General features: G+C 59.0%; 17 protein-coding genes. 12 read left to right on the forward strand and 5 right to left on the reverse strand.

From position 1 onward, the window contains the following. Nucleotides 1-409 precede the first annotated feature (409 nt). The gene (locus OS035_RS12945) at nt 410-676 is read left to right on the forward strand and encodes a hypothetical protein (protein WP_183854814.1); all 267 of its coding nucleotides are present in this window, start codon (nt 410-412) and stop codon (nt 674-676) included. A gap of 9 nt (nt 677-685) precedes the next feature. Here the strand turns inward: OS035_RS12945 and OS035_RS12950 are convergent, their stop codons facing one another. Further along, nucleotides 686-1,063 carry a hypothetical protein gene (locus tag OS035_RS12950; protein WP_331813780.1) on the reverse strand — a complete coding sequence of 126 codons (378 nt, stop codon included), beginning with the start codon at nt 1,061-1,063 and terminating at the stop codon, nt 686-688. Between the two features lie 618 nt (nt 1,064-1,681). Here OS035_RS12950 and OS035_RS12955 point away from each other — a divergent pair. The 5 genes from OS035_RS12955 (at nt 1,682) to aspA (ending at nt 7,553) form a co-directional block, all read left to right on the forward strand. Beyond that, complete coding sequence (locus tag OS035_RS12955) at nt 1,682-2,392, forward strand: FadR/GntR family transcriptional regulator (protein ID WP_331813781.1); 711 nt, start codon at nt 1,682-1,684, stop codon at nt 2,390-2,392. A 60-nt stretch (nt 2,393-2,452) separates the two neighbouring features. Further along, nucleotides 2,453-3,160 (forward strand): FadR/GntR family transcriptional regulator, encoded by a 708-nt coding sequence (locus OS035_RS12960; RefSeq protein WP_331813782.1) that lies wholly within the window; start codon nt 2,453-2,455, stop codon nt 3,158-3,160. Between the two features lie 224 nt (nt 3,161-3,384). Then, the gene (locus OS035_RS12965) at nt 3,385-4,854 is read left to right on the forward strand and encodes an amino acid permease (RefSeq protein WP_183854525.1); all 1,470 of its coding nucleotides are present in this window, start codon (nt 3,385-3,387) and stop codon (nt 4,852-4,854) included. A 71-nt stretch (nt 4,855-4,925) separates the two neighbouring features. Then, a complete protein-coding gene (locus OS035_RS12970; RefSeq protein ID WP_331813783.1) occupies nt 4,926-6,026 on the forward strand; it encodes an asparaginase in 1,101 nt (366 codons plus the stop codon). Nucleotides 6,027-6,125: 99 nt separating this feature from the next. Beyond that, nucleotides 6,126-7,553, forward strand: a complete 1,428-nt coding sequence (gene aspA / locus OS035_RS12975; protein ID WP_131710840.1) for an aspartate ammonia-lyase — start codon at nt 6,126-6,128, stop codon at nt 7,551-7,553. 46 nt (nt 7,554-7,599) lie between these two features. Here the strand turns inward: aspA and OS035_RS12980 are convergent, their stop codons facing one another. Continuing rightward, entirely contained in the window at nt 7,600-8,529 is a 930-nt protein-coding gene (locus OS035_RS12980) for a TauD/TfdA dioxygenase family protein (RefSeq protein ID WP_131710839.1), read from the reverse strand. Nucleotides 8,530-8,828: 299 nt separating this feature from the next. On the opposite strand from OS035_RS12980, the gene OS035_RS12985 reads away from it, so the two are divergent. Then, entirely contained in the window at nt 8,829-9,236 is a 408-nt protein-coding gene (locus OS035_RS12985; protein WP_183778150.1) for a carboxymuconolactone decarboxylase family protein, read from the forward strand. 150 nt (nt 9,237-9,386) lie between these two features. Here OS035_RS12985 and OS035_RS12990 read toward each other — a convergent pair whose 3' ends face one another. The 3 genes from OS035_RS12990 to OS035_RS13000 form a co-directional block, all read right to left on the reverse strand. Beyond that, on the reverse strand, nt 9,387-9,677 hold the full coding sequence (locus OS035_RS12990; protein WP_442967700.1) for a GH32 C-terminal domain-containing protein: 291 nt from the start codon (nt 9,675-9,677) through the stop codon (nt 9,387-9,389). Nucleotides 9,678-9,682: 5 nt separating this feature from the next. After that, nucleotides 9,683-10,315: a hypothetical protein gene (locus OS035_RS12995; RefSeq protein WP_097629013.1), complete on the reverse strand. Its 633-nt coding sequence runs from the start codon at nt 10,313-10,315 to the stop codon at nt 9,683-9,685. Between the two features lie 450 nt (nt 10,316-10,765). Further along, nucleotides 10,766-11,809, reverse strand: a complete 1,044-nt coding sequence (locus OS035_RS13000; protein ID WP_210202856.1) for a LacI family DNA-binding transcriptional regulator — start codon at nt 11,807-11,809, stop codon at nt 10,766-10,768. Between the two features lie 313 nt (nt 11,810-12,122). Between OS035_RS13000 and OS035_RS13005 the strand changes: the two genes are divergently transcribed. From OS035_RS13005 to OS035_RS13025, 5 genes are all read left to right on the forward strand, one after another. Continuing rightward, nucleotides 12,123-13,088 (forward strand): substrate-binding domain-containing protein, encoded by a 966-nt coding sequence (locus tag OS035_RS13005; RefSeq protein ID WP_222148546.1) that lies wholly within the window; start codon nt 12,123-12,125, stop codon nt 13,086-13,088. 97 nt (nt 13,089-13,185) lie between these two features. Continuing rightward, entirely contained in the window at nt 13,186-14,238 is a 1,053-nt protein-coding gene (locus OS035_RS13010; protein WP_097629015.1) for an ABC transporter permease, read from the forward strand. Nucleotides 14,239-14,248: 10 nt separating this feature from the next. Then, nucleotides 14,249-15,073, forward strand: coding sequence for an ATP-binding cassette domain-containing protein (locus tag OS035_RS13015; protein WP_097629016.1), 825 nt, complete (start codon nt 14,249-14,251; stop codon nt 15,071-15,073). A 93-nt stretch (nt 15,074-15,166) separates the two neighbouring features. After that, nucleotides 15,167-16,168: a Gfo/Idh/MocA family oxidoreductase gene (locus tag OS035_RS13020; protein WP_183778152.1), complete on the forward strand. Its 1,002-nt coding sequence runs from the start codon at nt 15,167-15,169 to the stop codon at nt 16,166-16,168. Further along, nucleotides 16,165-17,124, forward strand: a complete 960-nt coding sequence (locus OS035_RS13025; RefSeq protein WP_131710827.1) for a sugar phosphate isomerase/epimerase family protein — start codon at nt 16,165-16,167, stop codon at nt 17,122-17,124. The genes OS035_RS13020 and OS035_RS13025 overlap by 4 nt, the downstream gene beginning before the upstream one ends. Nucleotides 17,125-17,453: the final 329 nt, after the last annotated feature.

Genomic DNA, 17,453 nt, shown 5'->3' on the forward strand with positions numbered 1-17,453 from the left:
TGGCATGGTCGCTGCAGGATAACCATGGCGCGGCATCTCCATATCAGCGAACACGACGATGGTTCGGCATTCCTCGCTCAATCGCCTCACGGGGTCATCAAGTTCTTTCCGCAGGGGCGTCCGGCTCAGGTTGCGCTCCCTTCGTTTTCCCATGATGCCAAAGCCTCAGGATCGGCGCCCATCTTCCACCGCCTCTAAGAGGGTAGGCGGGCACCCGGATCGTCGCTGCCCTGATGCGCCGGACTACCATCACCCCTTCGCGACGGTCGCCATTTTCCGAAGCAACGAGATCTGTCGTCGCGTAGTCCGCTCGCTTGAGGATGGACAGCAGCCGCCAATTCTCGTCGCGTTTCGCAGCAGTTTCAGTTGTGATGATTACTACCATAACCATCCCTTAAAAGTTATAATGATGACGGTGAAGCTCGCCGGGATGGAAGCCCTGAATACGAAGTCGCCGTCTTACGACCAATTCCCCGAAGGACCTGGAACTCGCGCGCTGGCAGTGATTGTCGACCGGCAGATGATCTGCATTCAGCAGGGCCTGATCGATAGAATGCTGGCGCGAGGCGAGCCTGCCGGTCTGGTCAAGGAAAGGCTGCTCAAGTTGACAGAGGACTTGCGCAACCACTGCTTCCACCAAGATCTGATCCAGGCTTCGATTCGATTAGAGCGCTGAGCCACCCGCCTAGGCGCGCCTCTCAGCTTCCCGAGTGGCGATCTTCATGCTGTGATCGCTCCGCGCCTGCTTGAGTTCACCCATTGTGGGAAGTTCCCGGACAGCCAGACTCATATCTTCGGTCTCAGCGTTTCGGCGTTTTGTGAAATGATGCCGCGGCTTCTTTGCTTGACGGAGTTCGTCAGCTGCGCGCGCTTCCTCAGGTTGCGCGGCGAGGTCGGTGCGTGCGGCGACGGCATGGGCGATCAATTCCTTTGCGGAGGGATTACCATGCGGGCGCCTGCCGTTGGCGCCAAAGTCGTGGCGGTCACTGGCGATAAACGGTTTGACGTTGTTATGCCTCGACATTTGCTGCCTCCTTTTTTTATTGTGAATTGGCGAGGCCACCGTGCTGGCCTCCTGCTTGTCTAGCATGGCCGGTGAAGTCGGTGTGTATTTCGTTGTAAAAACCGATCTATGGAACTTCCAAGAGGTCATGCTTTTAGAATAACACAATAAAATGTCGGAATGGTTTTATTGTTCAAGTATTTTACCTGGATGTCATTTCGGCCACCATTATAAAATTATAAAAATATTTACGCCCGGAAATTGGTCCCGATAAGGTATTTGTAGAATTGTGTCCCAGTTCGGGCTTCCCGATCTGTCGGTGAAATTCACCCGCAGGCGATTACACGATCGCGCAGGATGAGGAGCCGATCGAGGCCTGTCGTGGCTTGCCTACCGTGGCGTCGCGACCTGCATCATTTGCCCTCGATTGCTGAGGGGAACCGCTTGCGCAGCGTGTCCGAATCGAGTTGACGGCTCGCTGATCTCTTGGCGGCGACGAATGCGACGCAGGAGCCGTTCCGATAAATGCATGGCCTGCCACGCCAGAGCGCTTCCGCTATCTGTTCTAAAAGGCCGTCAACCGCAACTTCGCGTACCGCGCCGAGATGCTGACAGCGCCTTTTCCGCGCACTTGTCCGGTTGCTTGACAGCTCTTTCGAATGCCCGCATCGTCCTTCGATGCAGGATATGGATTCATGGTTGTCGGCGAAGAAAGAGATAAGCCGAAGAAACGCTGGCGAGGCGGTCTTCGAAGATCTCCGCACGGCGATTGTTAGTCGGAAACTGGCGCTCGGAACCCGTCTTCCCGCGGAGGTGCAACTCGCCGAACGTTACGGCATCAGCCGGGCGATCGTGCGTGAAGCGCTCCGCTCGCTGCAGACGCTGGGCTTCACACAGACCAGAACCGGGCGGGGCACCTTCGTCGTTTCGGAAAGCCCGGCGCGGCAGCTCGGCGGCGGCGCTTATTCCGCCCGCGATCTCATGGAGGCGCGCCCCTGTATCGAGATCCCGGCTGCGGGCTGGGCCGCATTGCGGCGCTCGAACGAGCAGCTCGCATCGCTCACATCCTTGTGCGACCGGATGGACGTGGAGGAGGACGTCCAGATATGGGTGCGGATGGACGCTGAGTTTCACGGAGGGATCGCCGAAGCCTCCGGCAATGCGATCTTCGGGAAGGTCGTTGCCGATGTCCGCGGGGCGCTTTCGACGCAATCGGAACTGGTGGAGCATGTTCGCGGCCGGCGTAAAGCCTCCAACGCCGAGCACCGCCGCATTCTCCAGGCCGTAACCGCAGGCAGCGAGGGGGATGCGCGGGCAGCCATGGCCGAGCACCTGCTGGAGGTCAAGCGGTCCATCATCGGCATTGCCGGTGAAGAGAATCGCCGCTGACGACATGATTTTCAATTTCGCGCCCGGACGTCCGGGGCTCTGCCGATCGAAGACAAAGCGATGAACGATCTAGAAGACTGGCTATCCGACTCCGCGATCCTCAGTCGAAAAAGCGCCTCGGAACTGGTGTTCGAGGAACTGCGCAATCTCATTCTATCCGGCCGTTTTGCCGCCGGTTCCAAGCTGCCGTCGGAAGCCAAGCTTGCGACGAAATACGGTGTCAGCCGTCCGATCGTGCGGGAAGCGCTGCGCTCGCTACAGATTTTGGGGCTGACGGAGACGCGAACGGGAAGCGGAACCTATGTGCTCGCGGCTGGCGGTGGCCGAGATATCCGTTACGGCGATTATTCGGCGCGTGATCTGGTGGAGGCGCGGCCCTTCGTCGAAGTATCCGCTGCCGGCTGGGCAGCGCTGCGCCGAAGCGATGACGAGCTGTCCCGGCTGCTTCTCCTTTGCGACCGGATGGAGCGGGAAGAAGATACCGAGGCCTGGGTGCGGCTGGATTCGGATTTTCACGGGGTGATCGCCGAGGCGTCAAAGAATGCCGTCTTTCGCGACATCGTCGATGACGTCCGCGAGGCGATGGCGCAGCAATCCGGGCTGCTGACCGCCTTGGGGCCACGCCGTCAGGAATCGAATGAAGAGCATCGCGCCATCGTCGAAGCCATTCGGATAGGGTCGGAGGCCGAGGCCCAGACGGCAATGGAAATTCATCTCAGGAAGGTCGAGGCGGCTGTCAGCCGCATCATCGGCGCCGCGCCGCGCTGAAGTTTGTCGCGCAGCGTAAGGAAGCGACGTTGTTCAGTCGCCAGACGCTGGCTTTCCACAGGCCGGCGGTGACGCATCCACAAATAGCAGAGTGAAAATCCTTGACTGCAGGGTGGTTTTTCCTTAAATCGCCAAACCTGTCAGACCGCATAGCAGATTAACATCTTTGTAGGTCTGCACGGAGGGGCGGCCGGGAGGTTGCCGAACCCATGGAGGGAGGAGATATGACAGTCATGCAAAATAGAAGTGAGGCGGATCGCCAGGTCTTTGCCGAGGAGGATCTCGGCTACCACAAGGCGCTGAAGCCGCGGCAGATCCAGATGATCGCCATCGGTGGCGCCATTGGCACGGGGTTGTTTCTCGGCGCCGGCGGCCGGCTTGCCGCTGCCGGTCCGGCACTTGTGCTGGTCTATGCCTTGTGCGGCCTTTTCGCCTTTCTCGTTCTGAGGGCTCTCGGCGAACTGATCGTCCATCGCCCGACCTCGGGCTCGTTCGTCTCTTATGCCCGCGAATTTTACGGTGAAAAGCTCGCCTTCGCGGTTGGCTGGATGTATTGGCTGACCTGGGCGATGACGGCGGTCGCCGACGTCACTGCGGTCGCCCTCTACATGAATTTCTTCAAGGCCTATGTCCCCTGGATCGCGATGATCGATCAGTGGGTGTTTGCGTTGGCGGCGCTGGTCCTCGTCCTCTCGATGAACCTTCTGTCGGTGAAGGTCTTCGGTGAACTGGAATTCTGGTTCAGCCTCGTCAAGGTCCTCGCCCTGGTCGTCTTCCTGATCGTCGGCGTCTACTTCGTCGTCACCGGCACGCCGATCGACGGCCATGTTCCGGGTCTCAGCACGATCACCGATTTCGGCGGCATGTTCCCGAACAGCGTCCTGCCGGCACTGGTGGTGATCCAGGGCGTGGTGTTCGCCTATGCCTCGATCGAGCTGATCGGCACCGCCGCCGGTGAAACCGAAAATGCCCGCAAGGTCATGCCGCGGGCGATCCGCACGGTCGTGCTGCGCCTGGTGGTCTTCTATGTCGGCTCGGTCCTGCTGCTGTCGCTGTTGCTGCCTTATACCGCCTATAAGGGCGGCGAGAGCCCGTTCGTGACCTTCTTCGGCAAGATCGGCATCCAGGGCGCCGACGTCGTCATGAACCTGGTCGTGCTGACGGCCGTCCTGTCGTCGCTCAATGCCGGCCTCTATTCCACAGGCCGCATCCTGCATTCCATGGCGATTTCCGGCTCGGCGCCGGCGGCGCTGGCGAAGATGAACCGGTCCGGCGTGCCCTATGTCGGCATTGCGGTGACAGCTGTCGTGACCGCCTTCGGCGTCGTGCTGAACGCCGTCGTTCCGGCAGAGGCCTTCGAGATCGGCCTGAATGTCGCCGCCCTCGGCATCATCGCCGCATGGGGCGTGATCGTGCTGTGCCAGCTCAAGCTGTGGCAACTGTCGCGGCAAGGCAAGTTGGCGCGGCCCGAATTCCGGATGTTCGGCGCGCCCTATACTGGCCTGCTGACCCTGGGCTTCCTTGCGGTCGTCGTGATCCTCATGGCGCTCGACTATCCGGTCGGAACCTACACGGTCGCTTCTCTGGCGCTGATCATTCCGGCGCTGGTCGTCGGCTGGCTGCTGATGCGTGAGCGCATTTACATGCTCGCCGCCGAACAGGGCGAGGACCGCGGCGGTTTTGATCTCGCCTGACACCGATCGACAATCCAAGCTTGCCCGGCGGTGCATATTACCGCCGGGGCGCGGCATGAATGGAGAGAGACATGACCTCGAGTGAGGATTTCGTCGTCGCCGATCGTGGCGGCATCGTCGAGAACAGCCATCGCGTCCACGCGGCTGTCGTCGATGCAACGGGCAGGCTGCTTTACGCGCTGGGAAATCCGGCGCGCATAACGCTTGCCCGCTCCGCCGCCAAGCCGGTCCAGGCGCTTGCTATCCTGGAGACGGAGGGTGTCGAGCGTTTCGGCTTCGATGATGCGGATATTGCGCTGATGTGCGCGTCCCACAGCAGCGAAGAGCGGCATATCGCGCGCACGCGAGCCATGCTGTCGAAGATCAAGGCCGAGGAGGCCGACCTTCGCTGCGGCGGTCATCCTTCACTGTCGGAAACGGTCAACCGCTCATGGATCAAGGAGGACTTTGTCCCGACGGGCGTCTGCAGCAATTGCTCGGGCAAGCATGTGGGCATGCTTGCCGGCGCCCGGGCGATCGGCGCGGGCATGGAAGGCTACCACTTGCCGGATCATCCGATGCAGGGAATGGTCAAGCGCACCGTCGCCGAACTCTGTGATCTAGACGTCCGGGATGTCGAATGGGGGATCGACGGATGCAATCTTCCGACTCCCGCTTTTCCTCTGGACCGCCTGGCCCGCATTTATGCCAAGCTTGCTTCGGCGGACGGGGACCGGTCGGGTGAGGGGCTGTCGGCGCGGGGTGCGGCGCTGGCCCGCATCTTCCATGCGATGGTGCGCTATCCTGACATGGTCGCGGGCGAGGGACGCTACTGCACGCTGCTGATGCGCGCATTCAACGGCGCCCTCATCGGCAAGCTCGGGGCCGATGCCAGCTATGCGATCGGCGTGCGGGCTTCGGATGCAACCCGGCGATTGGGAACGGACGGTGCGCTCGGCATTTCGGTCAAGATCGAGGACGGCAATCTTGAAATCCTTTACGCCGTCGTGACGGAGCTCCTCGAGCGGCTCGGCATCGGTTCGGCTGATATCCGCAGCCAACTCGCGCCGTTCCATCATCCCCAGCGTGTGAACACGATGGGTGTCACGACAGGCGGCGTCTCTTTTCCGTTCAAGATGCGCGGATCGGAGGCGGAGGGGGAGGATCCTCGTCTTGCCGCCCCGACCCGATGACGCCTGCGGACGCGGCTATTCTGCCGCGTCACCAGCCATTCTCGTCTTCAGCCGCCGCCGCAATGCGTGCCGGCGGCGCCCCACTCGAAAGTTCCTGCCATGACCACATCCGATATGACTGCTATCCGTGTTGAGCACGACCTGATCGGCGATCGCGACGTGCCTGCCGCGGCCTACTACGGCGTGCATACGTTGCGTGCGGTCGAGAATTTTCCGATTACCGGTCAGACGCTGAAGGAATCGGCGGATCTGATCGCATCGCTGGCGGCGATCAAGCAGGCGGCGGCTGAGGCCAATGTTAGCCTCGGCCTTCTGGATCAGGAGCGGGCCGACGCCATCATTGCGGCCTGCGTCGAAATCCGCAACGGGGCGCTGCACGACCATTTCGTCGTCGATCTGATCCAGGGCGGGGCGGGAACCTCGACCAACATGAACGCCAACGAGGTGATTGCCAACCGGGCGCTGGAAATCCTCGGGCATCGCCGCGGCGAGTACCAGCACCTGCATCCGAACGAACACGTCAATCTCTCGCAATCCACCAACGACGTCTATCCGACGGCGCTGAAGCTTGCCGCATGGATCGGCGTTCATCGTCTGGTCGACGCCATGGCGATCCTGCGCCGGGCCTTCGAAGCCAAGGCGGTCGAGTTCGCCGACGTCCTCAAGATGGGTCGCACGCAATTGCAGGACGCTGTGCCGATGACGCTCGGTCAGGAATTCGGAACTTACGCGCTGATGCTGGCGGAAGACGAGGCCCGGCTTTCCGAGGCGGTCTCGCTGATCCGTGAAATCAATCTCGGCGCCACCGCGATCGGCACCGGCATCACCGCGCATCCTCGCTATGCGGCGTTGGTGCGCGAGCGCCTGTCCGAAATCGTCGGCGTCGATCTGGTTACGTCACCTGACCTGGTGGAGGCGACACAGGATTGCGGATCCTTCGTGCAGCTTTCGGGTGTTCTGAAGCGCGTGGCGGTCAAGCTGTCCAAGACCTGCAACGACCTGCGGCTTCTATCCTCGGGGCCGCGCGCCGGCTTCAACGAGATCAACCTGCCTGCACGCCAGGCCGGCTCCTCGATCATGCCCGGCAAGGTGAACCCTGTCATCCCGGAGGTGGTCAACCAGGTCGCTTTCGAAGTGATCGGCAATGACGTGACGATCACCATGGCCGCCGAGGCCGGCCAACTGCAACTGAACGCGTTCGAGCCGGTGATCTTCTACAGCCTCTATCGCAGCCTGAGCCACCTGACCAATGCCTGCCTGACGCTCGAAGCAAATTGCATTTGCGGCATCACCGCCAACCGCGACCGGTTGCGGCAGACGGTCGAGCAATCGATCGGCATCGTGACGGCGCTCAACCCCTATATCGGCTACCGCAACGCCACGGAGGTTGCGCTCGAAGCGCATCATTCCGGACGGGGGGTCTACGAAATCCTTCTCGAACGCGGCCTGATGCAGAAGGAGCACCTCGATGCGGTGCTGCGCCCGGAAACGCTGACCCGGCCAAGCGAGAAGCTGTCCTTCTCGTAAGGCATGTGGCGCATTTTGCTTCCGGGCGACACTCAGATGTGTGCGATCACGCCGCTTTTGCTTGCGGCTTGGCAGCCTTGACGTGGGTTATGCTGCGACGGCCGTCGATACTGACGGGAACATCGCCATCGACGGTGGCCCGGCGCACGACGCGGTGCTGGTCGCCATAATCGTTGACGGCATAGTGCTGTGTCGCACGATTATCCCAGATCGCGACATCTCCGGCTCTCCAGCGCCAGCGCACGGTATTTTCCGGGGCGGTGACGTAGGACTGGAACACTTCGTAGAGTTTCGCGGAGTCGCTCTTCGAAAGGCCGACAAGTCGCTGAACGAAGTTGCCGAGAAGCAGCGATCTTTCACCGGTTTCCGGATGGACGCGCACGACCGGATGCTCGGTCTCGTAGATGGTCGAGGTGAAAACTTCCTCGAAATGTTTCTTCTCTTCAGCGGTGGCGCGAGGGCGCACGGCGGCATAGTCATAGGCATTGCTATGAATGGCCCACAGATTATCCGCCAGCAATCTGAGCGGCGCCGGCAAGCTTTCATATGCGGCGTGGGTGTTGGACCAGATCGTGTCGCCGCCAGCCGCCGGAATGACGACGCCGCGCAGGACGGAAAATTTGGGATAGGCGTCGACGAAGGTGACGTCGGTGTGCCACTGGTCCGCCCGGCCGCCGCCGCGGCTGGAATCGAGATTGAGGATGGAGGCCGTGCCGGCGACCGGTCCCTGGGTTGGATGCGGCACGAGGTCGCCGAGGCGGCGCGCGAAGGCTTCCTGTTCGGAATCCTCAAGATGTCCCTGATCGCGGAAGAAGATGACCTTGTGCTTCAGGAGAAGCTGGTTGATGGCTGCCACCGTTGCATCCGAAAGCTCTCCGCCGAGGCGGATACCTTTGATTTCGGCTCCGACACGGCCGGTCAGCGGGACGACGTCGGACTCGGGGATGATCTGATTGACGAGAACCGGATTGCTCATGGAAATCTCCTGTTGATATTGCAAGAAGTCGGCAGGTCACATGCACCCAGGCATGCATCCATTGGGAGTTCGAAATCTCAGCGCTGAAGTCGACGGGGCTATGGAACCGCATAATCTACAAAATCTGTAGACAATAATTTCTAATTTAAGCTGTTTTCGTGAAACAGCCGCCTCGATTTCCTCGCCGGCAGGGAGGCTGGCGGCCGTTGGCGTTTCTTCGTATCTTCCGCCGGCGGCGTGGGATCGCCGAGCAAAATCATGTTTGAGGCCGTAGATCGGCGCCCGGAAAGGAACTTTCGATGGCAACAGTCAAACTTCTGTCGGATCAAGAGGTCGCGGCCATTCCGGCCGTGCAAGCCGTGTTCGATGACATCAGGGCCACCCGCAAGACCGATTTCATCAACAATTTCTGGCGTGCACTTGCAAACGATCCGGCAAATCTCAAACGGGTGTGGGAAACGCTCAAATCAGTGATGACGGTGGAAGGCGCCATCGATCCGTTGACGCGCGAGATGATCTACATCGCGGTGTCGACGGCCAATGCCTGCCAGTATTGCGTTCAATCCCACACCGCCGCCGCTCGTGCGCGCGGGATGACCGATGCCCAACATGGCGAACTCCTGACGATCATCGGGCTTGCCGCGCAGACAAATCATCTCGCTCTCGCCATGCAGGTTCCACCCGATCCGGAATTCGAGGTGCGATAGGAACCGACGTCTCAGATCAAGCACCAGTCCCGTCAGCAATCTCCCGCATCATCAAATGCGGGGAGTGTGATATTCCAACTTTGCCTAATTTTGCCGCTACGCCATCGATGTACAGAAGCTACCTCTTAGAGCGACTACAGCGCGATGCGATTACTCCCCGCTGAAAATGCTGATATGTGCTTTTGATAGAATAACAAGCTTGTCCGGTCTGATGTTGAGATAGTTGCGTCGCGTGCCGCAGACGGCTCCTCCGTCAGCAAAAATCTCCAAGATGCCCTTGTCGTGGATGACTCTCAGATCCGCCGCATCGGCAACGGCCGCGGCGTAACGGATCGATCCGTCGTCTTGCGGCAGCTGCACGGAAACACTTTGATCTTCCACCACGATGGAAAATGACAATTGCCCGGCTTCGGTCGCGGTGATCCTTGTTCCATCGAGCATCCCGTTCAACCGGATATCGATCGACGCTCCGTCCAGAACATATCTGCCGGGCTTTGCGCAACACAGAGGTGCATGAGTGAGGGCCTCGCGCACAGCCCGGCGACGCCCCAGGCGCCCATCATCCTCGCCGAGCCGGCGAATGCCAGTCCCATCGCTGCCGGGATGATGAGCCAGGAGGCCGACATGAAAGCCCGGACTGTGGCGTTGATCGCGGCAGCCTCCCGACCCGGAAGGGTGGCCGTTTCAGCCCGCACACCCACGAAGATCAGCGAACTGACCGACTGGAAGAACGGGATGACGAATGCCGTGGCGACTATGAACACCGGAACTGAAGGAAAGAAAAAGATCGCGCCATAGCCGGCCACTCCCATCAGCGCCATGGCGATCATGATCCTGCGCCGGTCGCCGATCAGGTCGGAGAGAATGCCGAGCGAAACGCTGATCGTGACCGCCGATGCCGATGTCACGAAGACCAGGACCGAATAGGCCTGATCGCTCATACCCAGTTCGCGGATCGCCGTGATCGAGAGATAGGGCAGGGTCGAGCCATAGGCGGAGCCCTGGACGAAGATCATGAAGGCGAGGAGCAAAAGTTGAGGATGGGCACGAATGTGGCGCACGGAATGGAACACGGGCATGCAATCTCTAAAAAACGCGCATCAGCCGTATAGCTCTGGAAAGGGAACAGCTTGATCCAGGCGGCGGAATGAAATGCAGGGAGTTAGCCGCATTGCACCTCGGGTCACAAGCAAATTGAATTGATACGTGCCATTCCGAAACTTACTTATTTGATGGCGTGATCGGCGCATTTTCTCGGACTCGAATTCGACGATCGTCACCCGCTCGCCATCCTTGGCAGCAAAACTCTTACGGGAGACGTTCCGACACCGCATCACTGATGGCGGTGCCGAGCGCGGAGGCATTCCCCAGTCATCTTCAAAATAACGGAAATAAGAAGTGCCCTCTGTCGAAAGAGGCAGTTCATAAGCGGAGAACGGCGATCACGTTGGCGGAAGGGTTTTGAGCAGGATGATTAATCCTCGTCGGTGACCTGCTCCATCCACTCGTCGCCGCGCCGTTTTGAAGGATCAGATGCATTCTGGACCGTACATGTCAAAGCCAAAAGTCACCCTGAATACGCCGGCATCAGGGCCAGCGGTCTTGACCTTCATCAATGTGGCGATCGTTTCGGAACCGAAGCGTTCAATCGGATGGGAGATCAGCAATGAGAATGTCCCATCGATCAGCGCGGCACGAGTGTCTTCGAAGAGTTCGTAGCCAACGACGACAAAGTCATCACGTTTTGGCGTCGCTCGAAGTGCCGCGATTGCTCCCGTGACACCTCCGCCCGAGATGTATAGCCCGCACATGTCAGGGTGTTCAGTCAGAAGCTTTTCGACATGTTCCCTGGCTACAACGGCAGATTCATAAGTTGGCAGTGGCTCAAGCAACGTGAAGCCGGAATTATGTTCACGAAAGTAGGACCGAAATCCACTTTCGTTCATTTCCTGATTGCGCAGGCGATGGCTTCCCACGAGAATGCCAATCTTACCTGGAACACGGACCATCCTGTCAAAGGCCCATGCGGCAGTCCGGCCTACCTTCCAGTTATCAAGACCAACGAAACTGATGTTTCCTTTTGCCGTCAGTGGACCGATCAGGGAGACAACCGGGACTCCCTGTTCAAGCACGCTGTCAATGGCATCGGCTACAATCGGATGCTGCGGAGCCACAATAGCGATTGCCTCGCATCTGCTCCCCAAGGAGAGGATGTGCGTTGCCACCTTCTCCGGTGTCAAATCTTCGAGAAACTCCAGTGTCAGCTCGATACCGCCACCGGGATATGTCTGTGCGGCTTGAGTGATCGCTTCGCCCAGCAGCCGATAGAAAGTGCGTTCCTTGCGCTGCAGGAGCACACCGAGCCGGTGTGCCATCTGCGGAGCCTTGATGGCATGCTTGATGGTCCCTAGCCCGTAAAATCCGATCTCTTCAGCGGCGGCCAGTACCCGTGTTCGGGTATGCTCGCGAACAGACTCGGGTTCGTAGAGAACGCGGTTGACTGTTGAAACAGACACTCCAGCAGCCTTTGCAAGGTCTGCAATCGTTGGCCTTTTCATATCAAGAAATTCCATTCTCTCTTGGGGCGAATCTCAAAAAGTCTCAAGATGTCGTCATTTCGGTATGATATGAGACGAATTCGTGAGTGGATATTAATCCGCGTTGACATGAAAGATGTCAACAATGCATTCAATAAGCGCTGATTGGGCTTGGCCGTTTTCGAGCGTCAGCACTTTGGGGGAGGCCCATCGCACAATTTGAATGAGGAGGCTTAACGCAACTGCGTTGGGATCGCGGATCTGTGCGCGCCTGCCGGGATCGGCCGAACGGCCAAAAAACAAATGTCGAGCTGCAGAAATGCGGCTTTAACCTGAGGAGGAATTCGACATGTCGTTCACCAAGAAAATCGCTACCGCCGCTATGGCATTCATGCTGGCTTCCAGCGCGCATGCCGGAGACACCGATATTGCCGTCATCGTGGGCTCTGCTCAGGACGGCTTCTGGAACATGGTCAAGAAGGGCGTTGACGATGCGTCGCTGATGGTCAAGGCCAATGGCGGAACCGTCAACTTCATGCAGACCCAGAATTACGACAACTTCGGTCCGGACCTCGCATCGCTGATCGAACAGGCCGTTGCACAGGGTGCCAAGGGTATTGCTATTCCGAATTGGCTGCCGGAATCCGAAACTCCGGCGCTTAAGGCCGCGCGTGACAAGGGCGTCGTCATTATTTCCTTCAACGCTGGCCAGAGCGAAATGGATAACTATGGTGCTCTGAACTACTTCGGTTCGGACGAATATCTGGCAGGCGTAGAGGGCGGCAAGTATCTTGCTTCTCATGGTGCCAAGAAAATCCTCTGCCACATCCAGAACCCGGGTGCGGTAAACCTTGAAACCCGATGCAAGGGCGTTCAGGACGGCGCCAAGAAGGCCGGTGCGGAGACCTTCATCCTTCGCGTCCCCGCGAACCTGGACCAGGACATGAACGGTACTTCTGAGGCCATCAAGTCGGAATTGATTGCCGATCCGTCCATCGACGCTGTGATCACGCTTGCGGCATGGGCCTCCGATGCTGCTGCCAGTTCCATCGAACAGCAGGACAAGACGGGCAAGATTCAGCTCGGCACCTTCGACATGTCGGCATCGGTCCTCGACCGTATCTCGAAAGGCACTCAGACCTTCGCAATCGACCAGCAACCCTATCTCCAGGGTTTCCTAGCAACCTCGATGCTGTTCGCGAACCTGAAGTTCGGCACGGCTATCGCAACGAAGCCGGTCCTGACCGGCCCGGCGATCGTCGACAAGTCTAACGTGGTCTCGGCGATCGAAGGCGTGAAGCTCGGCGCACGCTGATCGGCTCCAAGGATGGGGACCCGGTACCAGTTGCCGGGCCCTTTCAACTCTGACTCTTCACCGAGTTCGCGCTGTTTATATGAGGATCGAGACGCAAATGACCGAAACCATCTCCAACAAGCTCCATGTCCAGAACCAAAGCACTGCGGGATCGCGTACTTCTTCGTTCAAGGCCTTCTTCCGCAGCCCGGCGGCGGGTGCTTTCATGGGTTTTGTGGCCGTCTTCATTCTTTTTTCGGTGTTCGGATACAGCCGCAATTTTCTCTCCATCCCTGGCGTGACGACCTGGGTTAACTTCGCGTCGCTCGTTGGGATGATAGCGATTCCCGTGGGGTTCCTTATGATTGCAGGCGAACTGGACATTTCGACTGGTGCAGTCCTGCCTGCAGCAACCATGACGGTGGCCATCATTTGCGAACACTACAAAATGCCGGTCATTGTGGGCATTGCAGCTGCCTTGGCCATCGGAGCCCTTATTGGCTTTATCAATGGCTATATCGTCACGCGAACGCGGGTACCTTCGTTCATTGTGACATTGGCGACACTTTTCGCCGTCGCGGGTCTAACCCTTTATCTGTCGATTTTCTTCATCAACAACACGAACTCATTCTACCATGCGCCGGATTGGGCAAAATCGCTCTTCGGCGGAAAGGTCTACGGATTCAATTCCTCCGCATTCTGGTGGGCCGGACTGATCGCGGCCTTTGCCTTCTTTCTCCACTATTCGCCGAAGGGCAGCTGGGTTTTCGCACTCGGCGGTGACCAGGAAAGCGCCAGGAACGCTGGTATCCCCGTTGCCTGGATGAAGATCGCGCTATTCATGCTGTGTTCTACCTCCGCAGCATTCGCGGGTGTGCTCCAAGTGATGACCTTCAGTTCCGCCACGTCTCAGGCGAACTTCGGACTTATTTTCAATACGATCATCTCGGTCGTCGTGGGCGGGGTTCTGCTCACGGGAGGATTTGGAACCGTGATGGGCATCGTTTTCGGCGTGCTCACGCTTTCCATCGTCACTCAGGCCATCGGCTTTACCGATATCGACCGTAACCTGTCCTTCCTCATTATCGGTGTCATGCTCCTGATCGCCGTTCTACTCAACGACACCTTCCGTCATCTGGCTACAAGCTGGTCGGCGTCCAAGAAAAAGTAAGGGGGCGAGCATGTCCGACAAGAAAACCGTTCTCGAACTGCGAAATGTCGACAGGTCCTTCGGACATATCGACGTCCTCAATGACATCAGCCTGAAAGTTGGCAAGGGCGAGGTACTTTGCCTATTGGGTGACAATGGGGCGGGCAAGAGCACACTCATCAAGACCCTTTCCGGGGTCTATCAGCCCACCCGAGGCGAGATCCTGATGGACGGTCAACCTACCGTCTTTTCCAGCCCCCGCGACGCACAAGAGCGTGGTATCGCGACCGTTCACCAATTCGGTGGCACCTACCCGCTGATGTCCATCGGCCGCAACTTCTTCATGGGATCGGAACCGACGAAGGGATGGGGGCCGTTCAAGATTTTCGACCGCCAGAAAGCCAATCGGGTGGCGGTCGAAGAAGTGCGGAAAATGGGAATAACACGCATTACCGACGGGGACCGACTGGTAGGTGGTCTTTCCGGCGGTGAGCGCCAGTCCCTGGCTATTGCCCGCGCCGTCTATTTCGGCGCCCGCGTGCTGATCCTCGATGAGCCGACGGCGGCATTGGGCGTCAAGCAGGCCGCGCATGTGCTTCGCATCGTCAACGAAGCCAAGCGCCGGGGACTCGCCGTGATCTTCATTACCCACCAAGTGATGCATGCCATGGCCGTCGGCGATCATTTTGCCGTTCTGATCCGTGGCGCAATTGCCGCCGACTTCCGCAAGGGTGAGAAGACCAGAGAGCAGATTGCAGACCTCATGGCGGGTGGGGAGTCCATGGCCAATCTCGAAGCCTCCATTGAAGGCTATATGGAAACTCATGATGGGCATCCCCCACTGCCTGCCCATTGAGGAGATGGATGCCATAGGCCACGACATGCATTTGAAATCTAATGACATGCAGCAGTTGGCAACAGCGCTGACTGAGAGGAAGGAGTTTGTCCAATGTTGCGAATAGCAGTCATTGGTGCGGGGCTCATGGGAGCCGACCACGCAAAGATCGTAACCGAGGAAATGCCGGGGGCTACGCTTCAGGTGGTTTGCGACATGGATGCGGGCCGAGCCCGCAAGATGGCCGAAGCCCATGGAGCTGTGGATGCCGCGAGTGACCCGGAGGCTGTGATTGCGCGGGCCGACGTCGATGCGGTCATCGTCGCCAGCCCGGATTTTACCCATGCGCCCCTGTCGCTGGCCTGCATCCGGGCTGGCAAGAAGGTGCTCTGCGAAAAGCCGCTTTCGCAGTCTTCGAAGGAGTGCCTCGAGGTCATGCGGGCCGAACAGGCTGCAGGCCAGAAGTTCGTCCAGCTCGGTTTTATGCGCCGCTTCGACCAGTCCTACGTGGAGATGAAGGCTGCGCTTGCGGATGGCACGCTCGGCCGGGCGCTGATAATGCACAACTTCCACCGCAATGTCGAAACCCCTGCCTCCGATTTCACCGGTGCGATGGCGATCACCAATTCCGCCCCGCATGAATTCGATATCGTGCGCCATGTGCTCGGCACGGCATACGCCTCGATCTCGGCCTTTCAGCCGAAGCGCACGGATGCGCTGGTCGCGCCGGTCATGATGGTGCTCGAAACCACCGACGGCCAGCTGGTCAACATCGAGGTCAACAACAACGCCGCCTATGGCTATGACGTTCGCGCTGAACTTGTCGGTGAGAAGGCAAGCATCGCCATGAACCAAGTGGCCTATACCCGCCTTGACCGGGCGCGCGGCCAGCATGTCGGCTATGACGCCGACTGGCGCGGCCGCTATTTCGATGCCTATCGCCGCCAGAACCGTGCCTTCCTGCGCTTTGTAGAGACCGGCAATTTCCCGGACATCGCCTCCTCCGCTTGGGATGGCTATGCAGCCGCGATTGTCGCCGAAGCAGGGGTGATTGCCCTCAGCGAGGGCTGCAAGCAGCCCGTATCCATGATCCAAAAGCCGGAGTTCTATGCATGAAGCTGGGTTTCGTATCCGACAGCCTCGGTGGGCTGTCATTCACTGAAGTGCTGGACAATGCGGCCCGCATGGGCGTGTCGGGCGTCGAGGTAAACACCTGCGGTTGGTCGACAGCCCCGCATTTCATCCTCAAGAACACCCTCGGCAACAGGGCGGCACAGCAGGAATTCTTACAGGCCTTCGCTGATCGTGGACTGGAAGTGATCAGTCTCAATGCGAACGGCAATCCGCTGCATCCGACCGATCCGGCGCAAGGCGAGGGGCTGAAGAACACCATCCGCGCCGCTGGCGAAATGGGCATCAGGACGGTCTGCACCATGTCGGGCCTGCCTGCAGGCAATCCGACCGATACCATGCCGAACTGGGTGGTCTCCTCCTGGCCCCCGGAAACGCAAGCGATCCTGAAATACCAATGGGAGGAAAAGCTCTTCCCGTTCTGGACCGAAATCGTTGCCTTGGCGAAGGAATGCGGGGTCGAGAAGATCGCGCTCGAACTCCACGGCAACCAATGCGTCTACAACGTGCCCTCGCTGCTCAAGCTACGAAACGAGGTGGGCCCCATCGTTGGCGCGAACCTCGATCCCTCGCATCTCTTCTGGATGGGAGCCGATCCGCTGCTCGCGGCAGAAGCACTCGGCGAGGCCATCTATCATGTCCATGCCAAGGATACCTTCCTGAACGCACCGAAGCAGGCCGTTACCAGCCTGCTCGAAAACGGTAGCCTGACCGACATTCCATCGCGCTCCTGGTCCTATATCACGCTCGGCTTCGGCCATGGGGAGGAATGGTGGCGGCAGTTCTGCTATAGGCTGAAGATGGGCGGTTATGATGGCTGGCTCTCCATCGAGCATGAAGATGTGCTCCTGAACTCGCTCGAAGGGTTGGAAAAATCCGTGGCCCTGCTCAAGGGCGTCATGCCGATCGCACCGGCCGACTTCAAACTTCAGGACATCTGAAATGAGCTTTCAACTCGCAGCCCGTGCGGGAATGCTATGGCAGGACAAGCCTATCCACTGACGTGTGCAACGCGTCTGAGCGACATGGGCTATTCCTGACCTGACTGCTTGGAAACCTTCGCCAAGGGCGATCCGGAATGCGTGCTCGCGGCCTTTCGCAAGGCATTCACCTCCATCGATTTCGAGCCACAGGCAATCTAACGCCGGCCAAGTGCGGAACGCGAGCACGAAACTTTGCGGAAACAGGACATTCCAACTTTGCGTGTGACTTCTAATGTAAATGCAACAAGGGCTTAAAGGCTACTACAGGGCAAGGAGATCAGCCCTCG

The organism is Rhizobium sp. 268, assembly GCF_036571585.1.
Lineage (GTDB): Bacteria > Pseudomonadota > Alphaproteobacteria > Rhizobiales > Rhizobiaceae > Rhizobium > Rhizobium redzepovicii.

Coding starts and splice junctions, on each gene's coding strand:
- OS035_RS12990 (WP_442967700.1), bottom strand. CDS start 9,677: ATGCTCGATGGAACAAGGATCACCGCGACCGAAGCCGGGCAATTGTCA.
- OS035_RS12995 (WP_097629013.1), bottom strand. CDS start 10,315: ATGCCCGTGTTCCATTCCGTGCGCCACATTCGTGCCCATCCTCAACTT.
- OS035_RS12980 (WP_131710839.1), bottom strand. CDS start 8,529: ATGAGCAATCCGGTTCTCGTCAATCAGATCATCCCCGAGTCCGACGTC.
- OS035_RS13020 (WP_183778152.1), top strand. CDS start 15,167: ATGTTGCGAATAGCAGTCATTGGTGCGGGGCTCATGGGAGCCGACCAC.
- OS035_RS12945 (WP_183854814.1), top strand. CDS start 410: ATGACGGTGAAGCTCGCCGGGATGGAAGCCCTGAATACGAAGTCGCCG.
- OS035_RS12965 (WP_183854525.1), top strand. CDS start 3,385: ATGACAGTCATGCAAAATAGAAGTGAGGCGGATCGCCAGGTCTTTGCC.
- OS035_RS12960 (WP_331813782.1), top strand. CDS start 2,453: ATGAACGATCTAGAAGACTGGCTATCCGACTCCGCGATCCTCAGTCGA.
- OS035_RS12985 (WP_183778150.1), top strand. CDS start 8,829: ATGGCAACAGTCAAACTTCTGTCGGATCAAGAGGTCGCGGCCATTCCG.
- OS035_RS13010 (WP_097629015.1), top strand. CDS start 13,186: ATGACCGAAACCATCTCCAACAAGCTCCATGTCCAGAACCAAAGCACT.
- OS035_RS13005 (WP_222148546.1), top strand. CDS start 12,123: ATGTCGTTCACCAAGAAAATCGCTACCGCCGCTATGGCATTCATGCTG.
- OS035_RS13025 (WP_131710827.1), top strand. CDS start 16,165: ATGAAGCTGGGTTTCGTATCCGACAGCCTCGGTGGGCTGTCATTCACT.
- OS035_RS13000 (WP_210202856.1), bottom strand. CDS start 11,809: ATGGAATTTCTTGATATGAAAAGGCCAACGATTGCAGACCTTGCAAAG.
- aspA (WP_131710840.1), top strand. CDS start 6,126: ATGACCACATCCGATATGACTGCTATCCGTGTTGAGCACGACCTGATC.
- OS035_RS12970 (WP_331813783.1), top strand. CDS start 4,926: ATGACCTCGAGTGAGGATTTCGTCGTCGCCGATCGTGGCGGCATCGTC.
- OS035_RS12955 (WP_331813781.1), top strand. CDS start 1,682: ATGCAGGATATGGATTCATGGTTGTCGGCGAAGAAAGAGATAAGCCGA.
- OS035_RS13015 (WP_097629016.1), top strand. CDS start 14,249: ATGTCCGACAAGAAAACCGTTCTCGAACTGCGAAATGTCGACAGGTCC.